The sequence below is a fragment of the Pseudomonas sp. JUb42 genome, assembly GCF_024807945.1.
Classification (GTDB): domain Bacteria; phylum Pseudomonadota; class Gammaproteobacteria; order Pseudomonadales; family Pseudomonadaceae; genus Aquipseudomonas.
In genome coordinates this window covers 253780-276480 of the sequence record NZ_JANUFD010000001.1, presented here as the reverse complement: position 1 = coordinate 276480, position 22701 = coordinate 253780, and the positions used below count along the sequence as shown (strand labels likewise).

The following is a 22701-nucleotide window of genomic DNA, read 5'->3' as shown; positions in this document are numbered from 1 at the left end:
AGACCCGGCAAGGTCAGCTCAGGGATGCGGCGACGAAACTGACCCGCACCTTGAGCCCGTGGGGCTCGCCGTCATGCAGACTGATCTGGGCCAGATGCGCCCGGCAGATCTCGCCGACAATGGCCAGGCCCAGCCCCGAGCCAGCGCTCTGCGGGTTGCGCCGATAAAAGCGCTCGAACACCCGCGCACGATCGGCCTCCGGAATACCGGGGCCATCGTCCTCCACCTCAAGAATCCCCGGCGCATAGACCCGCAGAATCACATTGCCACCCACTGGCGTGTGAGCCAGGGCATTGTCAATCAGGTTGCTCAAAAGCTCGTTGAGCAACGTCGGCTCACCGCGCAGCCAGACCGGCTCGTCAGCCTCCAGCGCCAGGGAAACGCCGCGACCGTAGGCCAACGGTGCCATGGCCATGCCCAGTTCACGCGCCAGTTGAGACAGATCCAGACTCTGGGCACCGCCCTCGGCAATCGCCCTGGCACCATTCTCGATGCGGGCCAGAGACAGTAGCTGATTGGCCAGATGAGTCAGGCGGTCCGTGCCCTGGGCAGCCGCTTCAAGGGTCGTACGCCAATGGCTCGGCTCCGGGTCGCGCAACCCCAGTTCGACCCGGGCCTTGAGCGCAGCCAGGGGGGTTCGCAGTTCATGGGAGGCATCGGCGATGAACTGCCCCTGCCGCTCGAATTGCAGGCGCAGGCGCTCGGTAAAATGGTTCAGCGCGCTGACCAGCGGACGCAATTCATGCTGCACTTCGACCATGGGCAAGGCGCGCAAGTCATCCGGTTGACGCTCTTCTACTGCGGTACGGATCCGTTCGAGTGGACGCAATGCGGCGCTGACAGTAAACCAGACCAGCAGCAACGCCCCCGCGCCGAGCATGCCCAGACGCAGCAAGGTATCGGCCATCAGGCTGCGGGCCATCTTCACTCGCGCTTCTTCCGTCTCGGCGACCCGGATCTCCGCCATGCCCTGCATGTCCGGCTCGCTGACCGGCTTGAGCAGGCTGACCACGCGCACGTCCTGCCCTTGATAGCGGGCGCTGTAGAAACTGGCCAGGGCCGGATAATCGTCGGTGCGCAGGGTGCCCGGCGGTGGCGGCGGCAGGTTCTCATAGCCGGAAATCAGCTTTTTATTGATGTCATTCACCTGGTAGTAAATCCGCCCTTCGCTGTCGTAGGCAAAGGTATCCAGGGCGATATAAGGAACGTCGGCACTCAGGGTGCCATCGCGCTGCGAGACCCCGGCCGCAATGGTCCGGGCCGAGGCCAGCAGAGTCCGGTCATAGGCTGTGTCGGCCGCCTCACGACCATTCCAGTAAGCACTCAAGCCACTGGCCAGCATCAATACTGTCAACAACAGCCCCAGGTTCCACAGCAGCCGCCAGCGCAGGCTGTCCTGATTAAGCATCGCGGCTTTCCAGGAGGTAACCGAGACCGCGGAAGGTCACGATGGCAATCGGCTGACCGTCGAGTTTTTTACGCAGGCGGTGAACATAGATTTCGATGGCGTCGGCACTGGCTTCTTCGTCCAGGCCAAATACTTGAGCCGCCAGTTGCTCTTTGCTCATCACCCGCCCTGGCCGGGCGATCAGCGCTTCCAGCACCGACTGCTCGCGGGAGGTCAGGGTCAGCAACTCATCGCCCAGGCTGAAGCGCCGGGTGTCCAGGTCATAGACCAGTACACCGCAACGCTGCTGTCGCTCGCCGCCGAGTACACTGCGCCGCAGCAAGGCCTTGACCCGCGCTTCCAGTTCGGAAAGCTCGAACGGTTTGGCCAGGTAATCGTCGGCACCCAGGTTCAGGCCATGGACCCGATCCTTGACATCGCTGCGTGCGGTCAGCATCAGCACCGGCAGATTCTGCCCACGGCTGCGCAGGCGAGCGAGCACTTCGAAGCCGTCCATGCGCGGCAGGCCGACATCGAGAATCGCCACGGCATATTGTTCGCTGCTCAGGGCCAGATCGGCGGCGACGCCATCGTGCAGCACATCGACGGTCAGCCCCGCGCCCTTGAGCGCCTGGGCCACGCTATCGGCCAGTTGCAGATGGTCTTCGACGAGAAGAACACGCATCGACGTCTCCTGTTTTATAGGTGTGTGGGGAGATTGCCCGGTGGCGGAGTTTACCGTCGTGCTCCGGCCTGTGAAGCCCGTCAGCAAGTAAAATCGGATTCGCGGTGTTTGCAAGGTAGCTGAAAGGTTTGCGAAAGCTTCGCCACTTAACATCAAGAAACAGAAGGTGCCGCAGATGCGCTTTCGTTAATAAAAACAATAAACGGAGTTATCAAATGATGCAGATCCTGCACTCTCGCCCCCGTTCATCCGTGTCTACCTCAAGCCTTACCCGCCTCATTCAGTCCGCCACTCTGGCCGTCGGCTGCGTGCTGTTCGCTTCCCAACTGTCCGCCGCCGAACCCAAGCGGCCTGAATGCATCGCCCCGGCAGCGCCGGGTGGTGGCTTCGACCTGACCTGCAAGCTGGCCCAAAGCGCACTGGTCAACGAGAAAATCCTGACCAAACCCATGCGCGTGACCTACATGCCCGGCGGCGTCGGCGCAGTAGCCTACAACGCCGTGGTCGCCCAGCGCCCGGCCGATGCTGGCACGCTGATCGCATGGTCCAGCGGTTCGCTGCTCAATCTGGCCCAGGGCAAGTTCGGTCGTTTCGATGAAAACGCCGTGCGCTGGCTGGCCGCCGTCGGCACCAGCTATGGCGCCATCGCCGTGAAAAGCGACTCGCCGTACAAAAACCTCGACGATCTGGTCAAGGCCCTGAAAGCCGATCCGAGTAAAGTCGTGATCGGCTCCGGTGGCACCGTCGGCAGCCAGGACTGGATGCAGACCGCCCTGATCGCCAAGGCCGCCGGGATCAACCCGCGTGACCTGCGCTACGTCGCCCTCGAAGGCGGCGGCGAGATCGTCACCGCCCTGCTCGGTGGTCACATCCAGGTTGGCAGCACCGACATTTCCGACTCCATGCCGCACATTCTCAGCGGTGACATGCGTCTGCTCGCGGTGTTCTCCGAGAAGCGCCTGGAAGAACCTGAAATGAAGAACATTCCTACCGCCAAGGAACAGGGCTACGACATCGTATGGCCTGTGGTTCGCGGCTTCTACCTCGGCCCGAAAGTGACCGACGAAGAGTACGACTGGTGGAAGGCTTCGTTCGACAAACTCCTCGCCTCGGAAGACTTCGCCAAGCTGCGCGACCAGCGTGAGCTGTTCCCCTTCGCCATGACCGGCCAGGAACTGGACACCTACGTCAAGAAACAGGTCGCCCAGTACAAGAGCCTGGCCAAGGAATTTGGCCTGATTCAGTAAGCACTGATCTCTGTGGAAGCAAATTCATTCGCGAATAGGCCGGAACATTCAATGCATCTTCATTGTTTGAATACCGCTTTCGCGAATGAATTCGCTCCCACAAAAATCTCATCCCAAATCATGGGCTGATTTTTTAGCTCAGGAGTTTCCATGGTCCTGCAAAGAATCTTCACCGGCGCCCTGCTGCTGGTGTGCATCGCCCTGGCCGTCATGGCCTGGCCCTACAAAGCGTCGTTTTCCTACGAACCCGTCGGCCCGCGGGCCTTCCCCTTGCTGATGCTGGGGTTGATGGGCCTGGCGCTGCTGTACCAGCTGATTCGCCCGACGCCCATCGTCCACAGCGAAGACGAACCGGCACTGGACCGCGAGACCCTGATCAAAATCAGCGTCTGCGTCGTCCTGCTGCTGGTTTTCGCCGGCCTGTTCGAACCCCTGGGCTTCATTCTCAGCAGCATCCTGATCGGCATCCCGATGGCCCGTCTGTATGGCGGCAAATGGCTGGCGAGCACCGTGGTCGTCATCCTGATGAGCATCGGCCTGTACCTGTTGTTCGACAAAGCCATGGACGTTCCATTGCCCTTGGGCCTGCTCGAATTCCTGGAGAATTAATGTGGATACTTTTGGTTATCTCGGCCAAGGCTTCGGCGTTGCGCTGACCCCTTACAACCTCATCACCGCACTGTGCGGCACACTGATCGGCACCGTCGTCGGCCTGTTGCCGGGCCTTGGCCCGATCAACGGCGTGGCCCTGCTGATCCCCATCGCCTTCGCCCTGGGCCTGCCACCAGAGTCGGCGCTGATCCTGCTGTCGGCGGTCTACCTGGGCTGCGAATACGGCGGGCGGATCAGCTCGATTCTGCTGAACATTCCCGGCGAAGCTTCGACAGTCATGACCACCCTTGATGGCTACCCAATGGCCCGTCAGGGGCTGGCAGGCGTGGCCCTGTCGCTATCGGCCTGGAGTTCGTTCATTGGCGCGCTCATCGCCACGTGCGGCATGGTCCTGTTCGCGCCGCTGCTGGCGAAATGGGCGATTGCCTTCGGCCCGGCGGAATATTTCGTCTTGATGGTGTTCGCCATTGTCTGTCTTGGCGGCATGGCCGGTAACCGTCCGCTGAAGACCTTCATTGCGGCGTTGATCGGCCTGTTTCTGTCGAGTATCGGCATCGACGCCAACAGCGGCGTCTATCGTTTCACCGGCGACAGCGTGCACTTGGCCGACGGCATTCAATTCGTCGTACTGGTACTGGGCCTGTTCTCCATCAGCGAAATCCTGCTGTTGCTGGAGAAAACCCACCACGGCCAGGAAGCGGTCAAGGCCACCGGGCGCATGATGTTCAACATCAAGGAAGCGTCTTCGGTATTCGTGGTCAACCTGCGCTGCGGCTTGCTCGGCTTCATCATGGGCGTATTGCCGGGTGCCGGTGCAACCCTGGCCAGTGCCGTGGCCTACATGACAGAGAAACGCCTTGCGGGTAAATCCGGCAAATTCGGCCAGGGCGACATGCGCGGTCTGGCTGCGCCGGAAACCGCCATCGGCGGCGCAGCCTGTGGTGCTCTGGTGCCGATGCTGACCCTGGGTGTTCCGGGTTCCGGCACCACCGCTGTGATGATCGGCGCCCTGTCGCTGTACAACATCACCCCCGGCCCGATGCTGTTCCAGCAACAGCCAGACATCGTCTGGGGCCTGATCGCCTCGTTGTTCATCGCCAACGTTATGCTGGTGATCCTCAACATCCCGATGATCCGCGTCTTCACCCGCATCCTCGCCGTGCCGAACTGGGCACTGGTGCCAGTCATCGCGATCATCACCGGGATCGGTGTCTACGCCGTGCACGCCACCACGTTCGACCTGTTCATGATGGTTGGCATCGGCATCTTCGGTTACATCCTGCGCAAGCTGGACTTCCCGCTGTCGCCGATCTTGCTGGGCTTTATCCTTGGCGGCCTGATGGAGCAGAATCTGCGTCGCGCGCTGTCGATCTCCAACGGTGCGCTGGAAATTCTCTGGTCCAGCCCGATCACCCTGAGTGTCTGGGTACTGACGGCCATCATGCTGTTGATGCCAGTAATACGTATCTGGCGTAGGCGTTCGGTAAAGGCAGACGATGCGTTGAATAATGTCTGACAGGCCACTCAAGCTTTGGCTGGCCACCCCTCTGGTCGGCCTGGCGGGCGGTTATCTCGCCAGCCAGGTCGGCTGGCCACTGCCCTGGATGATCGGCTCGTTACTGGCGATCATCCTTGTGCGCTGTCTGACGCCCTGGCAACTGGCGGAAATTCCCGGCGGTCGCAAATGCGGGCAGTGGATTGTCGGCATCGGTATCGGCCTGCACTTCACCCCTGTGGTGATGGAGCAGGTGCTGGCTCACTTCGGCCTGATTTTCTTTGGCGCGCTGGTGACCAGCGTTTCCAGCGTGGTCGGCGTATGGTTGATGCGCCGCACCGGTGAGGACCGCGCCACGGCGTTCTTTTCCAGCATGCCAGGTGGTTCGGGGGAGATGGTCAACCTCGGCGCACGCAACGGCGCACAACTGAGCAGCGTCGCGGCGGCCCAGAGCCTGAGGGTACTGGCCGTGGTCTTGTGCGTGCCGGCCATCTTCAAATACCTGCTGGGCAATGGCGCACCGAACCCGCAAACGGGCACGGTGGACTGGACCTGGCTGGTGCTGCTATTCCCGGCAGGCGCCCTGCTGGCCTGGGGCTGGCAACGCCTGAAACAACCCAACCCCTGGCTGTTCGGCCCGCTGTTGCTCAGTGCCGCAATCAGTATTGCCTGGAACCTGCACATTGCTCTGCCACCGGGCGGCAGCCAGATTGGTCAGTGGCTGATCGGCAGCGGCCTGGGCTGCCACTTCAACCGCTCGTTCTTCCGCCGTGCGCCGTCGTTCATGGCGCGCACCCTGCTGGGCACCGCCCTGACCATGCTTATCGCCGCCCTCGCCGCCCTGGCGTTGAGCGCCATGACCCATCTGGACCTGCGCTCACTGACCCTGGGCATGATGCCCGGTGGTATTGCCGAGATGAGCCTGACCGCGGAGGTGCTGCAACTGTCGGTGCCACTGGTGACGGCGATGCAGGTGATGCGTCTGCTGTTCGTACTGTTTCTCGCCGAACCGCTGTTCCGCTACTGGGATCGCGAACCTGGCTGATGACTCAGACCGGCGGCAAGCGCCAGTCAATCGGCGTCATGCCGTTCTGTTCCAGATAGGTGTTGGCCCGGCTGAAATGCCCGCAACCGAGGAAGCCCTTATAGGCCGACAGCGGTGACGGGTGCACCGACGTCAAGACCAGATGCTTGGTAGGGTCAACCAGCTTGCGCTTGCCCTGGGCATGGGCGCCCCAGAGCAGGAATACCAGGTGCGGCTGGTGGGCGCTGACGACCTCTATCACTTTGTCAGTGAAATGCTGCCAACCGCGACCGGCATGGGACGCGGCATTGGCGCGCTCGACAGTCAGCGTTGTGTTGAGCATCAATACGCCCTGATCGGCCCAGGATTGCAGGTGGCCGTGACTGGGGATGTCGATATTCAGGTCGCGCTTAAGCTCTTTATAGATATTGACCAGCGAAGGCGGCGCAGGCACCCCCGGCTGCACCGAGAAGCACAGGCCGTGAGCCTGGCCTGGGCCGTGATACGGGTCCTGACCGAGGATCACCACCTTGACCTGATCCAGCGGCGTGGAATTAAGCGCGTTGAAAATCAGCGGCCCCGGCGGATAGATTTCCTTGCCCGCAGCGTGCTCCTGGCGCAGAAACTCGCGCAACTCAGCCATATAAGGTTTGTCGAACTCCTCACGCAGTGCGTGCTTCCAGCTGGGTTCGAGTTTGATACGGTCGTCGCTGGTCATGGTGGCATCCCTGAAACAATGGGCGCACCCTAGAAAACACAGACGCCAATGTCAAATGCCCGGCAACAAAGCAGTCATTTCCTACACTCAGATGCAAATAGCCCGTTCGCTTTCGGCTATCTGTATCGTTTCGATGAGGTCACGATGAATCTGCAATTCGAGGAAATACCCACTCAGGACGATGCCCGCATCGGCATCGCCACCCTGGACGCCGAGCAATCGCTCAATGCCCTGTCCCTACCCATGCTGATCACCCTTCAGGAACGCCTGGACCACTGGGCCAGCGATCCGCAAATCGTCTGCGTGCTCCTGCGCGGCAACGGCACCAAGGCCTTCTGCGCCGGCGGCGATGTGCGCAGCGTGATCCAGGCCGGTCGTACTCATCCCGGCGAAGTCCCACCTTTGGCGGCGCATTTTTTCGCAGCAGAATACCGTCTGGACTACAGCCTGCACACCTACCCCAAGCCGCTGTTCTGCTGGGGTCACGGCTATGTTCTGGGCGGCGGCATGGGCCTGCTGCAGGGCGCCAATGTACGTATCGTCACTCCGAGCAGCCGCCTGGGCATGCCGGAAATCAGTATCGGCCTGTATCCGGATGTCGGCGCCAGCTGGTTCCTCTCGCGTCTGCCCGGCAAACTGGGCCTGTTCCTCGGCCTGACCGGCGCCCTGATCAACGCCAAGGACGCCCTCGACCTGGGCCTGGCCGACCGTTTTATGCTCGACGAGCAACAGGACGCGCTGATCGACGGCCTGCAACAACTGAACTGGCAGGAGCAGACCGACATTCAGCTCAACAGCCTGCTCAAGGCCCTGCAACAGGAAGCCATCGGCCACCTGCCCGCCGCGCAATGGCTGCCTCGTCGTGAGCGTCTGGATGCTTGCCTGGACGTGGGCAACCTGCTCGGCGCCTGGAATGCCATCAGCCTGCTGCAACACAGCGACGACCCGCTGCTGGTCAAGGCGGGTAAAACCCTGTTCGACGGCTGCCCGCTGACGGCTCATCTGGTTTGGGAACAGATCGCCCGGGCCCGCAACAAATCCCTGGCTGAAGTGCTGCAGATGGAATACGCCATGAGCCTCAACTGCTGCCGCCACCCCGAATTCGCCGAAGGCGTACGCGCGCGCCTGATCGACAAGGATCACAAACCCCACTGGCACTGGCCGGAGGTCGGCAGCGTGCCACAGGCGGTGATCGATGCGCATTTCAGCAAGGCGTGGGAAGGACGGCATCCGTTGGCGGATTTGACCGAGTACTGAAACAAAAAGAGCTGAGGTCCGAAGACACTCAGCTCAATTGATCCGGCTGGCAATGGGCCTCAGCGATTCCCGCCCCCCGGCCCACCATGTCCCCCGCGCCCCTGATGCCCGGGCCCATCGGACTCATGCCCGCGACCGCTGTAGTTGTCATCGCGAGTGGGCGATGGACGATATTGCGGCGGTGGAGGTGCTGGCGGACGGCCAGGGTTGCCCTGGAAATGTCCACCGCCTCCGCCACCACCGCCCCAGTTGCCACCGCCTCCACCACTGCCACCGCCATTCCATCCGCGATCAGGGCGTGGCTGGTAATAACGCGGCGGAGGAGGAGCCTGGTAATAACGCGGTCCCGGCGAGTAGTAACGACGCGAAGGTTCTACGTAGATGCGTTCCTCCCGATACGGGCTGTAATAGCCGCCGTCGTAGACCGCACCGCCGTAAACCGGTTGTGAGTAGCTGGGTGATGAGTAGTAGCCGTCTGAGTAGCAACCGGCCAGAGACGAAGCCAACAAGGCAATAAGCAAGGGTCGTCGATACATGGCGGCCTCCTGGACCGCGATAGAGCACACACCAGCGACGCTGGCGGGCGTTCGCCATAATCTGGCGGACATGAAATAAGACCGGCTAACTGCCATCAAGTGCCACTCACCTAAAACAAAATTTAATAATTCCGACGACCTGCAACGGTGCGCGCGCGCACCAATTCAACGCAATCATCGCCCTTTTTTTATTCTTCCCATCCCGGTGAGGCCCGGAAACCGGTGCTTGCGGCGACTTGGCACAACTCTCGCTTAGCCCTTGGTGTGCAGGAGTCAACACGCTTCGCGGCACCACAATTTGCAATAGCTGACTAGGGTTCCGGCTCGCTTACACAGCGAGTGGCTGGTCCGAGAGTTGGCGACCTCCAGTAGAGGTTACACGGCGGGATAAAAGCCCGGGAGACAGGACACCTGTGGTGTCGCGTTGCTCCTGGCCGCCCCTTTTACTACTGGAGGTACTTCAATGCAAAAGTCCCGTCTGTTCAGCCTCATCACCGCCGGCGTTTTCGCCGCTGTCTGCCTGGGCGCCAATGCTGCCGCCAAGAAAGACTTCAATGTCTGCTGGACCATCTACGCCGGCTGGATGCCTTGGGAATACGCAGGCAGCCAGGGAATCGTCGATAAGTGGGCGAAGAAGTACGGCATCACCATCAAAGTCACCCAGCTCAACGACTACGTCGAGTCGATCAACCAGTACACCGCCGGCCAGTTCGATGGCTGCACCATGACCAACATGGACGCCCTGACTATCCCTGCCGCAGGCGGCGTGGACAGTACCGCCCTGGTGGTCAGCGATTTCTCCAACGGTAACGACGGCATCGTCATCAAGGGTAGCGGCAAGAAGGTCGCCGACTTGAAGGGCATGAACGTCAATCTGGTCGAGCTGTCGGTTTCCCACTACCTGCTGGCCCGGGCCCTGGACAGCGTCGATCTCACCGAGAAAGACCTGAAAGTGGTCAACACCTCCGACGCCGACATCTCCGCCGCCTTCAACACCGACGACGTCAAGGCCGTGACCACCTGGAACCCGATGCTCGCCGATATCAAGGCCAAGCCCGGCGTGACCGAAGTGTTCGACTCGAGCAAGATCCCCGGCGAGATCATGGACATGATGGTGGTCAACAGCGAAACCCTGAAAGACAACCCGGCCCTGGGCAAAGCCCTGACCGGCGCTTGGTTCGAAGTGGTCGCGCTGATGAACGCCAAGTCGGCTGAGAGCAAGCTCGCGCTTGAGCATATGGCCAAGGCCTCCGGCACTGACCTGGCCGGTTTCCAGTCGCAACTGGACACCACCAAGCTGTTCGCCACGCCCAAAGAAGCCCTGGAGTTCGCCAACAGCGCGCAGTTGCCGAAGACCATGCGCAAGGTCGCCGACTTCTCCTTTGAACACGGCCTGCTCGGCCAGGGTGCCAAGGACTCCAGCGCCATCGGCATGTCTTTCGCCAAGGGTGTGATCGAGGGCGACAAGGCCAACGTCAAGCTGCACTTCGACCCTGGCTACGTGCAGATGGCCGCCGACGGCAAGCTGTAAACCGCGTCCCGGACAAAGGTCTTTGCCATGCGTTTGATAAACCGCCGCCCGGATCGCGCCAGCCGTTTGATTCTGGTGATCCTGCCGTTCGCCCTGTTGCTGTTCGCCTATTTCATGGGCTCGGCCACGCGGCTGACGGAGAACCCCAACGACAAGCTGCTGCCCAGTGCCGTGCAAATGACCGACTCGATCAAGCGCATGGCCCTGATGCCTGACACCCGCACCGGCGAATACCTGTTGTGGGCGGACACTGCGTCCAGCCTGCAACGCCTGGCGATTGGCCTGGGGATCAGCGCGCTGTTGGGCCTGTGCCTAGGCATCGCCTCGGGGGTGCTGCCGCTGTTTGGCGCGCCTCTGTCGCCGCTGCTGACGGTGCTGTCCATGGTGCCGCCACTGGCGATTCTGCCGATCCTGTTCATTGTCTTTGGTCTTGGCGAGCTATCGAAGGTGATGCTGATTGTCATCGGTATCACCCCGGTACTGGCCCGGGACCTGGAACAGCGCGCGCGGGAAATCCCGGTGGAGTTGCTGATCAAGGCACAGACCCTCGGCGCCTCGACCTGGACCCTGATCCTGCGGGTGGTGCTGCCGCAATTGCTGCCGCGCCTGTTGATCGCTCTGCGTCTGGTATTGGGTTCGGCCTGGCTGTTCCTGATCGCGGCTGAAGCCATTGCTTCCACCGATGGCCTGGGCTACCGGATCTTCCTGGTCCGGCGTTATCTGGCGATGGACGTGATCCTGCCCTACGTGGTGTGGATCACCCTGCTCGCCTGGCTGATGGACTGGGGCCTGAAACTGCTTACGCGCAAGGCTTTCCCCTGGTACGAGGGAGCGCGGCCATGAGCTTTATTTCGGTCAATAACGTCTGGCAACAATACGACGATCAGGTGGTGCTCGAAGGCCTGAACCTGAGCGTGGCCGAGGGTGAGTTCTGCACCCTGGTCGGCGCCTCGGGCTGCGGCAAATCGACCTTTCTGCGCCTGCTGCTGGGCCAGGAAGTACCGAGTCGCGGCAGCATTCTGCTCGACGGCCAGGCCCTGGCCAGCGAGCCGGATGCCAGCCGTGGCGTGGTCTTTCAGCGTTACTCGGTATTTCCCCATCTGTCGGTGCTGGATAACGTCGCTCTGGGCCTGGAACTGCCCCGTTCGGCGCTGCTCGGCCGGCTTTTCGGCAGTGCCAAGCGCGAAGCGCGGGAACAGGCATCGGTGCTGCTGCACAAGGTCGGCCTTGGCCATGCGCTGGACAAGTACCCGTCGCAGCTGTCCGGCGGCATGCAGCAACGTCTGGCAATTGCCCAGGCGCTGATCATGAAGCCCCGCGTGTTACTGCTCGACGAACCCTTCGGCGCCCTCGACCCCGGCATTCGCAAGGACATGCATACCCTGCTGCTGGAGCTGTGGCGCGAGACCCGGCTGACCGTGTTCATGGTCACCCATGACCTGTCCGAAGGCTTCAACCTCGGCACGCGCCTGATGGTGTTCGACAAGGTCCGCCACGACCCTCACGCACCCGGCGCCTATGGCGCGCGCATCACCTACGACATTCCCCTGAACATCGACCGCCGCGCCGCTCGCGCGGCGATCGAAGCCCTGCAAACGGCTTAAAGGACCTTACACATGACTGCATCAACCACGCTCTTTCCGGTATTCGCCGAAGAATTGCTGCCCGCTGGCGGCCACCGCTCTTTCGTGCTCAAGCGCGGCGAACTGCTGCGCCTGACTGACCTCAACGGCAACGCCAATGTCAGCCTGACAATGCTCAACGCCAACGAAAAAACCGAGCGTCTGAACCTGCCCGACAGCCTCAAGTGCCAGCACACCGCCAAGCTCACCAACGGCCACTGTCTGTACTCGGACATGGGCCGCGTCCTCGCCGCCATTACCGCTGATACCTGCGGCTGGAGCGACAGCATCGGTGGCGTGCTGTGTGCCGAAGAAGTCGAAGAAAAATACGGCCAGGGCCGCTATCAGGAACTGCGCAACGGCTTCTTCCGCAACGGCGCCGACAACCTGCTCGTAGAACTGGGCAAATGGGGCCTGGGCCTGTCCGACCTGTTGATGACCCTGAACCTGTTCAGTCGGGTCAACGTCGACGACGCCGGGCTGCTGCATTACGTACCAGGCAATTCCAAGGCCGGCGACTACATCGAGCTGTACGCGCCCATGGACACTCTGGTGGTGCTGACCGCCCTGCAACATCCCATGGACCCGAACCCGCAATACGCCCCGCAACCGGTGCAACTGACCTGGATGAAAGCCGACGCCAGCGTCGCTGAACACTGCCGTACTTCGCGCCCGGAAAATGAGCGCGGCTTTATCAACACCGACCGTCTGTTCGCCTGAGGAGCCTTGTCATGATCCATAAATACGCCAATCAGCATGCCGCTTCGCAGATCCTCGCGCCCAAGCTCGCCCGTGCCCCGATATACCGCGCCACCATCCCGGCCGGCGAGCCGTGGATGAAAGAGATCAAGGCCGGGCAAACCCTGCGCATCCTCGATCTGGAAGGCAACCAGGCCGTAGACACCCTGTTCTACAGCGCCGCCAATCCGCGTGAACGCTATGACGTACAACGGACATTGCGTCGCCAGGGCCGGATCTACCTGAGCACCGGCAGCGTGCTGTATTCCAACCTGGGCCACGCCATGCTGACCATCGTCGACGACACTTGCGGTCGCCACGACACCCTTGGCGGCGCCTGCGCCCAGGAGAGCAACACCGTGCGCTACGCCCTGGACAAACGCCACATGCACAGCTGCCGCGATAACTACCTGCGCGCCTGTGCCCATGACGGGCGCCTGGGCAAGGGCGACATCGGGCCGAACATCAACTTCTTCATGAATGTGCCTGTCACCGCCGACGGCGGCCTGACCTTCGAAGACGGCATCTCGGCACCGGGCAAATACGTGGAACTGCGCGCGGAAATGGACGTGATCCTGCTGATCTCCAACTGCCCGCAACTGAACAACCCGTGCAACGGCTACAACCCGACGGCGGCTGAATTGTTGATCTGGAACTAAGCCAAGGCAAATTCCGGAGCTGCTCTGGCTATTGCGTTCGCGGATGAATCCGCTCCCACAAAGATATCCGTTTCCTGTGGGAGCGGATTCATCCGCGAAAGGAGCACCACAGATCTACCAGAACACGCCATGACGGACGACCGTCATGCAGCACCACCCATAGCGGGACGGCCCGCTTCCCATAGCGAGACCAACGATGATTGGTCTGCGGGGGTTATGCCATGTTCGACAAACTGCTGATTGCCAATCGCGGCGCCATTGCCTGCCGCATCCTGCGCACCCTGCGTGACCTCAAGGTTCAGGGCGTTGCGGTGTATTCCGAAGCCGACGCCGCCAGCCTGCATCTGCTCCAGGCCGACGAAGCCCATAGCCTGGGCGAAGGCGCGGCAGCGGGCACTTACCTGGCCGTGGACAAGATCCTCGCCATCGCCAAGGCCACGGGCGCCAGGGCCATTCATCCCGGCTACGGTTTTCTCTCGGAAAACGCCGCCTTTGCCCAGGCCTGCGAAGACGTCGGCATCGCCTTCGTCGGCCCGACGCCCGAGCAACTGAGGGTGTTCGGCCTCAAGCACACCGCACGCGCCCTGGCCAAGGCCCACGGCGTGCCGATGCTTGAAGGCACCGAATTGCTCGACAGCCTGGCCGACGCCCTGACGGCCGCCCAAGCCATCGGCTACCCAGTGATGCTCAAGAGCACCGCAGGCGGTGGCGGCATCGGCATGCGCGTGTGCCGCGACGCCGACGAGTTGAGCGAATCCTTCGAAGCGGTCAAGCGCCTGGGCCAGAACAACTTCAGCGACGCAGGCGTGTTCATCGAGAAATACATCCAGCGCGCCCGCCATCTGGAAGTACAGGTGTTCGGCGACGGCCGGGGTGAAGTCATCGCCCTGGGCGTGCGCGATTGCTCGGTGCAGCGGCGCAATCAGAAAGTCCTCGAAGAAACCCCGGCCCCTAACCTGCCTGAAGGCATGGGCGAAGCGCTGTGCGCGGCGGCGATCAAGCTGGCCAAGGCAGTCAGCTATCGCAGCGCCGGAACCGTGGAGTTTGTCTTCGACAGTGATGATCAGCGGTTCTACTTCCTCGAAGTGAACACCCGCCTGCAGGTCGAACACGGTGTCACCGAACAAGTCTGGGGTGTCGATCTGGTCAGCTGGATGGTGCAACTGGCCGCCGGTGACCTGCCACCTTTGCAGCAACTCAGGGCCGGATTGCAACCCGGTGGCCACGCCATTCAGGCGCGGTTGTACGCGGAAGATCCGGGCAAGGATTTCCAGCCAAGCCCCGGCCTGCTGACCGCCGTCGAATTCGCCCCGGCAGACGGCAAGCATCTACGCATCGATACCTGGGTCGAAGCCGGTTGCGAGATCCCGCCGTTTTTCGATCCGATGATCGCCAAGGTCATCAGCTGGGCGCCAACCCGGGAGCAGGCGCGCCTGGATCTCGGCAAAGCCCTGCACGACAGCCGCCTGTATGGCGTGGAAACCAACCGCGACTACCTGCGGCAGATCCTCGATGATCAGCCCTTCGCCAACGGCCAGCCGTGGACCCGCTGCCTGGAAGGGCTGGTCTATCAGGCCAGCACCTTCGAAGTGCTCAGCGGTGGCACCCAGACCAGTGTGCAGGACTACCCTGGCCGCCTCGGCTATTGGGCAGTCGGTGTACCGCCGTCCGGGCCGATGGACAGCCGCGCCCTGCGCCAGGGCAACCGTCTGCTGGGTAACGCAGAGGGTTGCGCTGCCCTGGAAATCACCATGAGCGGCCCGTTGCTGCGCTTCAATTGCGACGCCGTGGTGGCCGTGACCGGCGCAACCATCGAGCTGACACTGGATGGACAACCCCAGACCATGAACACGGCCCTGCTGATCCCGGCCGGTGCAACCCTGGCTTTAGGCAGCATCAGCGGCGCCGGAGCGCGCAGCTACCTGTGCCTGCGCGGCGGTCTCGACGTACCGGATTATCTGGGCAGTAAAAGCACCTTCACCCTCGGTCAGTTCGGTGGTCATGGCGGTCGCGCCCTGCGTGCAGGCGACGTGCTGCATATCCAGCCACTGCATGAGCGGAGCGCCGGGCAGAGCATTCCTGCCGATCAGCTCGAAGACCTCGCCGAGGTACGCAGCATCCGGGTGATCTACGGCCCCCACGGCGCACCGGAATACTTCACCGAAGCCTACATCGCCACCTTCTTCGCCACGCAATGGGAAGTGCACTTCAACTCCAGCCGCACCGGCGTACGCCTGATCGGCCCGAAACCGGAATGGGTCCGCGCGGACGGCGGCGAAGCCGGGTTGCACCCCTCGAACATCCATGACAACCCCTATGCCATCGGCGCCGTGGACTTCACCGGCGACATGCCCGTGATCCTCGGCCCGGACGGCCCGAGCCTGGGAGGCTTTGTCTGCCCGGTGACCATTATCGAGGCCGACCTGTGGCAGCTCGGCCAGCTCAAGGCCGGGGATAAGGTGCAGTTTTGCGCAGTGAGTGTCGCCGAGGCCCGCAGGATTTTTGCAGCCGCCACAGTACCCTGTGGGAGCGGATTTATCCGCGAAGAGGCCGGCACATTCAATCCATCCCTATCGCCTGAAATGCCACCTTCGCGGATAAATCCGCTCCCACAGATTTCCCACACCCCACACATGACTGAACTGGTTTCACCCATCGTTTTGGATATCGGCACCGCCGACACCCGCCTCGTCGCCCGCCTCAGCGGCGACACCCACCTGTTGCTGGAAATCGGCGCGCCGGAGCTGGACCTGGTCCTGCGCTTTCGCGGCCATGCTCTGATGCAGGCGCTGGAAGCCAAGGCCCTGACCGGGGTGATCGACCTGACGCCGGGGATTCGCTCGTTGCAAGTGCATTACCAACCCGAACAACTGCCGTTGGCCGAACTGCTGGCCATCGTCAGCGGCGAATGGGACGCAGTGTGTGCCAGTCGCAACCTGGAGGTGCCCTCGCGCATCGTTCACTTGCCGCTGTCCTGGGACGATCCGGCCTGCCAGTTGGCCATCGAGAAATACATGACCACCGTGCGCAAGGACGCGCCGTGGTGCCCGAGCAATCTGGAGTTCATACGCCGCATCAACGACCTGCCCAATCTCGATGAAGTGCAACGCGCAGTATTCGAGGCCAGCTACCTGGTCATGGGCCTGGGTGACGTCTACCTCGGTGCACCGGTGGCTACCCCCCTGGACCCACGCCACCGTCTGGTGACAACCAAGTACAACCCGGCACGCACCTGGACCGCGGAAAACTCCGTGGGCATCGGTGGCGCCTATATGTGCGTGTACGGCATGGAAGGCCCCGGCGGCTATCAATTCGTCGGTCGCACCCTGCAGATGTGGAATCGCTACCGCGCCGTGGCCGCTTTCGATGGCAAGCCCTGGCTGCTGCGCTTCTTCGACCAGATCCGCTTCTACCCGGTCAGCGCCAATGAGCTGCTGCGCATCCGCCGGGATTTCCCCCTCGGTCGCTACCCGCTGTCCATCGAGCACAGCACCCTGAACCTTGCCGACTATCAGGACTTCCTCAGCGCCGAAGCTCAGGGCATCGCCGCGTTTCGTCAGCAACAACAGGCTGCGTTCCATGCCGAGCGCGAACGCTGGATCGCCAACGGCCAGGCGGATTTTGTCAGCGAAGAAGGGGTTGCACCTGCCGCCGATGAAGTGCCACTCGAAGCGGGCCAGTACGGCGTCGAAAGCCCGATTGCCGGCAACCTATGGCAAGTGCAGGTCGAGGCCGGGCAGCGGGTCGCGGCGGGCGATGTGCTGGTGATTCTGGAGTCGATGAAGATGGAAATCCCGGTACTGGCCTCCATGGCCGGTGTGGTCCGGGAAGTCCGGGTGCAACCCGGTTCGGCGGTGCGTGCCGGGCAACGGGTCGTCGTACTCGACAGCGAATGACACGGATTACTTCTTATGACTTTTCAACGGAATTTTGCCATGAGCCATGACTTGCCCAACCTGCAACTGGATACCGTGCGCGCCGCCTACCGGTCCGGCGAGCTGACCCCGCGCCAGCTGATCCTGGCACTGCAGGAAAAAGCCTCAGCGCTGAACCCCGAGTACAACCTGTTCATCTACCTGCTCAGCCGCGCCGAGCTGGAGCCTTATCTCACGGCGCTGGAAGGCAAAAGCGTCGATGATCTGCCGCTGTTCGGCGTGCCGTTCTCGATCAAGGACAACATCGACTTGGCCGGTATTCCTACAACCGCCGCGTGCCCGGCCTACACCTACACGCCAGAACGGTCGGCCACCGTGGTCGAGCGCCTGCTTGCCCTGGGTGCAATCCCCATGGGCAAGACCAACCTCGATCAATTCGCCACCGGCCTCAACGGCAGCCGCTCGCCCTACGGCGCTTGCCCCAACAGCGTGCTCAAGGACTACCCATCGGGCGGCTCCAGCGCCGGTTCATCCCTGGCGGTGGCCCTTGAAGTCAGCAGCTTTGCCCTCGGCACCGACACTGCCGGTTCCGGTCGCGTGCCCGCCGCGCTGAACAATCTGGTGGGTATGAAGGCCAGTGTTGGCCTGATCTCCACCGGCGGCGTGGTCCCGGCCTGCCGCACCCTGGATTGCGTCACCACCTTTACCGCCACCGCCCGGGAAGCCAGCCAGCTTCTGGGCTTGACGGCGCAACCCGACCCGCGTGACGCCTACAGCCGCAGCAACCCGCTGTGGAACGCACCCTCAGCCTTCGGTGCACCCAAGCCGTTTCGCTTTGGCGTACCTCGTGATGAAGACTTGGAGTTTTTCGGTTGCACCGAAGGGCCACAACTATTTGCCGACGCCATCGCCCACTTCTCCGCCCTCGGTGGCGAAGCCGTGCCCCTCGATCTGTCGCCGTTCCTCGAAGCCGCACGGCTGTTATACGAAGGCCCGTGGGTTTGCGAGCGCTACAGCGTCGCCGGTGAATTGATGGAAAATGATCCCGAGGCGGTGCTGCCGGTAATCCGCGCGGTCCTGGCCAAAGCCCCAAGCGTGACCGGGGTGGACACCTTCCGGGCGCAATACCGTTTGCAGGAACTCAAGGCCATCTGCGACAAGGCCCTGCAAGGCCTGGATTGCGTCATCACCCCAAGCATCGGCCGCCCGGTCAGCTGCGCCGAGCTGCAAGCCGAGCCAGTGCTGCGCAACTCCGAATTGGGTTATTACACCAACTTCGTCAACCTGCTGGACTACGCCGCCGTCGCTGTCCCTAGCGGTTTCATGGCCAACGGCCTGCCCTGGGGCGTGACCCTGTTCGGTCGGGTCTTCACAGATCAATACCTGCTCAGCCTGGCCGACGCCCTGCAACGCCAGACTGCCTTGCCGTTGATTGGCGGACAGGCAAGCACGCTGAGCAAACCGGCGACCGGCGCGCAGCATGACAGGGCTCGGCTCGTGGTCTGCGGCGCGCATCTGGATGGCCTGGCGCTCAACTGGCAACTCAAACAGCGTGGCGCCCACCTGCTGGAAAGCACCCTCAGCTCACCCGACTATCAACTGTATGCCCTGGCAGGCGGCCCGCCGCTGCGCCCTGGCATGGTCCGGGTCGATCAGGGCGGCGTCGCCATTGCCGTGGAAGTCTGGGAACTACCGAGCAGCGAACTGGGCTCGTTCCTCACCGGTATTCCGGCGCCCCTGGGGCTGGGCAAGGTGCAACTGGCCGACGGCCGCTGGGAAACCGGCTTTATCTGCGAACCCTACGGCCTGCAAGGTGCAACCGATATCAGCCACCTGGGCGGCTGGCGTGCCTACCTGCAACAGCGCTGAGTCCTACACGGCGCGTCCGTAGACGCGCCGAACAAAATACATAATTAGCCTTTTTCGTGCGTGTCGAGCGCCATAGTGCAGGACCATTTCTCACCGTCATCGGCCACCATGCAAGAACACTGGAAACCCGCGCCCAAGGATCGGGCACTGCATCTGCTTGGCGAACACAGCCTAGAACTCGACCCGCGGATCGACCCTTCAACCGCTCAAGGCCCAAGCACCGACGCACTTGACCCGGATCAACTACGCGCCCTGCAACGACTCAAATCCCTGCGCAAAAGCCCCGGTTTCAAGCTGATCGCCCATTCGGTGCTGTTCCTGCAAGCCTGGCAACTGGACATCGATTACCCACCGTCCCTGCGCGCCTACGTGCGCAAACGCCTGCGGCACATGCTCGAAGACCACAGACCTGAATCACCCTCGCCCGACGACACCCACATAACCTTCATCACCGAGGACGATCCGGCTATCAGCAATGACGGCAGCGAACAGTTCAGCCTGCGCCTGTCCCTGACCGAACTGGGCATGACCTGTTTCGACACACCCAGCTTCGTCGCCCTGACCCGTTGCCCGATCGAAGACGACGAGCTATCTCCTGCAATACCTGGCCTGCCCGCCTCAAAACTGATCGATCTGCTGCGCGACAGCACCTGGCAGGCCGACTATGACACGTGCTTCCAGAATTTCTGGCACCGTCATGAAAAGACCTACCGCGCATTAAGCAAACTGGCATTTCTCGATCAACTGGCCCGCCAGCTCGCACGCAAAAGGATCAGTCGCGACGGTTACCTGCTCGCCCTGGATGCCATGGGTCTGAACAGCTTCCCGACCTCACCCGCCTGCCTGACCGAAGTCGCCCGCGGGCAATTGGCCGAACTGCACATGCTGTCGGTGAACGGTAATCCGGTGCCGGGCCTTTTTCAGCTCAGGTCGAAAAACACCTCCCACTGCTTCATTCATGTACTTGGCAGCAAGAGCGTCGTCGAATACATCAGCGACGACCCTCGGCATATGGCCGCAAGGCTGCTTGAAGCCCTGAGAGCGGCACGCGGTCTAGTACCGCTGCCAGATGACTCAGCCATCACCGAATACCGCGCGACCCTCGTGCAGGGTGATCTGTTCGATAACCTGACCCGCCTGCAGAAACAACGCTCACTCACAGAAGACAGCGGTGATCCCCTGGAGCCGCCGAGCAGCGTCGATCTGCTCAGGCCCATCAAGCGCAGTCTGGCCCTGATCAGCGCCGCCGATCTGTGGAATGTGCAGCCGGATATCCTCAGGCACCTCCCCGTCGTGCAGCGCAGCGCCGCCAAGGCCATACGCAGCGCCCTGTTTGATCGCTACGGCCTGCTGCTCAACCCCTATCATGTGTTTATCCGTTATCTGCCAGGCACCTCGACCACGCCCCTGGGCAACGCGCGCCTGCCAAGCAACTTCGTATATGTGCCCGATACCAAACCCATCAGCCTGGGCAAGGCGCTGATCAACAATTATCGGGTCGAACAATCTCTGGGCTATCTCGATAACGGCGGGCGCAGCGTGGTTTACCTCGACGCCACCGGCAAAGGTGAATGGGCGCCTGAGCGCCTGCTATCGATCAGTCCCGAGGCCATAGAAGACACGGTCAAGAGCATCGACTTTCTTGCCTTGATGTCCGCACAGGTCATTCACTTCTGGGAGCAGCACAAAGACAGTATCGAGCAGGCATTTCAGGCAGGACTTGTCGCCCAGGCGGTCATCGCACTCAAACGTGGCAACCTCACCCGAAGCGGATTCGACGCAGTGGTCCAAGCTCTCGCAGGCAACGAAGGGGCGCAATGGCAGGCACTGGGTTTCAATGTTTTCAGCCTGTTGTTCGAAGGCGTCGAACGGCAATATTGCGCCGGGTTGCTGGTTCTTGAAGAGCAGGACAAACCGCGCAGAATTCTCTATCAGGCAGGCAGTGCCAGGGCATTCATGGAGTTTCAGAGCCCTGCACAACTCGTCGATCATCTACGCAGCAGTGCAGCGGACGAGCAATGGCGCCAGTCGGTTCTGGACTACATCCCCGCCCGCCATCAAACACGCCTCGATTACCTGCTGAGGATATGGGGCGGTGTGCAACCCTGCGACGATGCCGTCTCCCTGCTCAGGCCCTGGGCCGAGGGTATCTACAACCCCGATGTGCAGGACGCCAAGGCATACAAGCTGTACGAAACCACGCTTATTGATTCGCCCTTTGCCTTCATGCACCGAACGCTGAGGGACAACCAGTTGCAAGAAGCGCAGACGCAGATCGTTACGTCACGAGAAGTGTCCCTGCGCTACTGGACCCGTCACCTCAGCCACCTGCAACTGCTGCTCGCGCCCATGTCGCTGCTGCTGACTCCGGTAGCGCTCGCGTCCCTGGCGATAGAGGTCGCGCTGCTGTCGCTGCATGTTGCTTCGGCTGCCCTGCCCGGCTATCGCGGCTCGGAAAAACAACAGGCGATATTGGCCGCACTGAGTCTGGGTTTACTGGACTTGTCACCGGCGACGCCACGGCTGTTGCAAGCGCTAAGAAGGTTGCACCGGGCACCCGGGAGAACCTCCGTGGCACCGGTTTTAACCCGCAGATCGCCCTCCCGGCTGAAGCCGGTCCTACAGAAAAACACTGATGAGCCCATTGGCCAGATTGAGAAAGGAGGCTTCACCGCCATCCTCAATCACTGGACGCACTCACGCCGAACCCGCCTGGAGCGCTTCTTTCACACTGACAGCCTGCTCAAGAGCTGGACGGTGCCGGGGAACCCGTCGATGCGGCGTCTACCGGTAAAAGTCTGGAAGCTGGGGCGCAAATTCCTGCTCTGGACCTCAAACAAGCACCAGGCCACAACCCTGCTGGTCAGCACCCATGGTTACTACCTGCCCTGGAGCCGCACCGTCGCGCTGCCCAACGGCACTCATGTCTACACCTATGCGCCTCATGGTTCTGCCCTGGTCGACCCAGGCCTGCGTCAAGTTGCTCACCGCCGGATAAGGCCCTATGCGACTTCCAACAGTGCAGGCAATACGCCATTATCACTGCCGCCGCTGGTCCTGACCGACAAAATGATGGCCGGCACAGCAAAGTCCGGCCATATGAAAAACTACGTCCTGGCGAAGTTTCAGGGCCGCTGGGAAACCTACGATGACATCAGCGAAGTCGTCAGCAGCACCCACCAATCGCCATTCAAAGGCCAATTGCCGGCTACGCCGACGGATGTGCTGACAGTCAGAAATCGCTTCGGCATGACGGCGCCTGATCTGGAAGAGCTGTTCACGCGGCTGTTCGACACAGGCATCCATTACGACAAGATCCTGCTGGTGCACTGCCGTTGCACAGCGCTCGACACGCTGCTCAAGCAAGGACCGTCCTACACTGCGCCAAATCTGCCACCTCGGGTCATTCCATGATCTGGCAGGAATGCCGCCCATTATCGGATGTC

Annotated in this window: 17 protein-coding genes and 1 riboswitch; of the genes, 13 read left to right on the top strand and 4 right to left on the bottom strand. The window is 61.9% G+C overall.

Annotation, left to right across the window (positions count from 1 at the left end; translation table 11 throughout):
* Positions 1–13: 13 nt before the first annotated feature.
* The gene (locus M2401_RS01295) at positions 14–1408 is read right to left on the bottom strand and encodes a sensor histidine kinase (RefSeq protein ID WP_259098596.1); all 1395 of its coding nucleotides are present in this window, start codon (positions 1406–1408) and stop codon (positions 14–16) included.
* Entirely contained in the window at positions 1401–2072 is a 672-nt protein-coding gene (locus M2401_RS01290) for a response regulator (RefSeq protein WP_259098593.1), read from the bottom strand. Before M2401_RS01290 ends, M2401_RS01295 begins: the two co-directional genes overlap by 8 nt.
* 215 nt (positions 2073–2287) lie before the next feature.
* Between M2401_RS01290 and M2401_RS01285 the strand changes: the two genes are divergently transcribed.
* From M2401_RS01285 to M2401_RS01270, 4 genes are all read left to right on the top strand, one after another.
* Positions 2288–3319: a Bug family tripartite tricarboxylate transporter substrate binding protein gene (locus M2401_RS01285; protein WP_409033861.1), complete on the top strand. Its 1032-nt coding sequence runs from the start codon at positions 2288–2290 to the stop codon at positions 3317–3319.
* A gap of 150 nt (positions 3320–3469) precedes the next feature.
* Entirely contained in the window at positions 3470–3928 is a 459-nt protein-coding gene (locus M2401_RS01280; protein WP_259098591.1) for a tripartite tricarboxylate transporter TctB family protein, read from the top strand.
* 1 nt (position 3929) lies between these two features.
* On the top strand, positions 3930–5447 hold the full coding sequence (locus tag M2401_RS01275; protein ID WP_259098590.1) for a tripartite tricarboxylate transporter permease: 1518 nt from the start codon (positions 3930–3932) through the stop codon (positions 5445–5447).
* The gene (locus M2401_RS01270) at positions 5440–6471 is read left to right on the top strand and encodes an AbrB family transcriptional regulator (RefSeq protein ID WP_259098589.1); all 1032 of its coding nucleotides are present in this window, start codon (positions 5440–5442) and stop codon (positions 6469–6471) included. Before M2401_RS01275 ends, M2401_RS01270 begins: the two co-directional genes overlap by 8 nt.
* A gap of 4 nt (positions 6472–6475) precedes the next feature.
* Here the strand turns inward: M2401_RS01270 and ung are convergent, their stop codons facing one another.
* Positions 6476–7168 (bottom strand): uracil-DNA glycosylase, encoded by a 693-nt coding sequence (ung, locus tag M2401_RS01265; RefSeq protein WP_259098588.1) that lies wholly within the window; start codon positions 7166–7168, stop codon positions 6476–6478.
* A 144-nt stretch (positions 7169–7312) separates the two neighbouring features.
* Here ung and M2401_RS01260 point away from each other — a divergent pair, with 144 nt between their 5' ends.
* Complete coding sequence (locus M2401_RS01260) at positions 7313–8425, top strand: enoyl-CoA hydratase/isomerase family protein (protein WP_259098586.1); 1113 nt, start codon at positions 7313–7315, stop codon at positions 8423–8425.
* 59 nt (positions 8426–8484) lie between these two features.
* On the opposite strand, the gene M2401_RS01255 is transcribed toward M2401_RS01260, so the two are convergent.
* On the bottom strand, positions 8485–8961 hold the full coding sequence (locus M2401_RS01255; protein WP_259098585.1) for a hypothetical protein: 477 nt from the start codon (positions 8959–8961) through the stop codon (positions 8485–8487).
* A 300-nt stretch (positions 8962–9261) separates the two neighbouring features.
* Positions 9262–9365, top strand: a riboswitch (guanidine-I (ykkC/yxkD leader).
* Positions 9366–9424: 59 nt separating this feature from the next.
* Here M2401_RS01255 and M2401_RS01250 point away from each other — a divergent pair.
* From M2401_RS01250 to M2401_RS01215, 8 genes are all read left to right on the top strand, one after another.
* Complete coding sequence (locus M2401_RS01250; RefSeq protein WP_259098583.1) at positions 9425–10492, top strand: putative urea ABC transporter substrate-binding protein; 1068 nt, start codon at positions 9425–9427, stop codon at positions 10490–10492.
* 27 nt (positions 10493–10519) lie between these two features.
* Positions 10520–11335 (top strand): ABC transporter permease, encoded by an 816-nt coding sequence (locus tag M2401_RS01245; protein ID WP_259098582.1) that lies wholly within the window; start codon positions 10520–10522, stop codon positions 11333–11335.
* A complete protein-coding gene (locus M2401_RS01240) occupies positions 11332–12096 on the top strand; it encodes an ABC transporter ATP-binding protein (protein WP_259098580.1) in 765 nt (254 codons plus the stop codon). The genes M2401_RS01245 and M2401_RS01240 overlap by 4 nt, the downstream gene beginning before the upstream one ends.
* Before the next feature lie 12 nt (positions 12097–12108).
* Complete coding sequence (locus tag M2401_RS01235; RefSeq protein WP_259098577.1) at positions 12109–12834, top strand: urea amidolyase associated protein UAAP1; 726 nt, start codon at positions 12109–12111, stop codon at positions 12832–12834.
* Positions 12835–12845: 11 nt separating this feature from the next.
* Positions 12846–13511, top strand: a complete 666-nt coding sequence (locus M2401_RS01230; RefSeq protein WP_259098575.1) for an urea amidolyase associated protein UAAP2 — start codon at positions 12846–12848, stop codon at positions 13509–13511.
* Positions 13512–13732: 221 nt separating this feature from the next.
* Positions 13733–17407: an urea carboxylase gene (gene uca / locus M2401_RS01225; RefSeq protein ID WP_259098572.1), complete on the top strand. Its 3675-nt coding sequence runs from the start codon at positions 13733–13735 to the stop codon at positions 17405–17407.
* A gap of 39 nt (positions 17408–17446) precedes the next feature.
* On the top strand, positions 17447–19255 hold the full coding sequence (gene atzF / locus M2401_RS01220; protein WP_259098570.1) for an allophanate hydrolase: 1809 nt from the start codon (positions 17447–17449) through the stop codon (positions 19253–19255).
* Between the two features lie 108 nt (positions 19256–19363).
* Complete coding sequence (locus M2401_RS01215; RefSeq protein WP_259098567.1) at positions 19364–22669, top strand: dermonecrotic toxin domain-containing protein; 3306 nt, start codon at positions 19364–19366, stop codon at positions 22667–22669.
* The last annotated feature ends 32 nt before the right edge of the window (positions 22670–22701 follow it).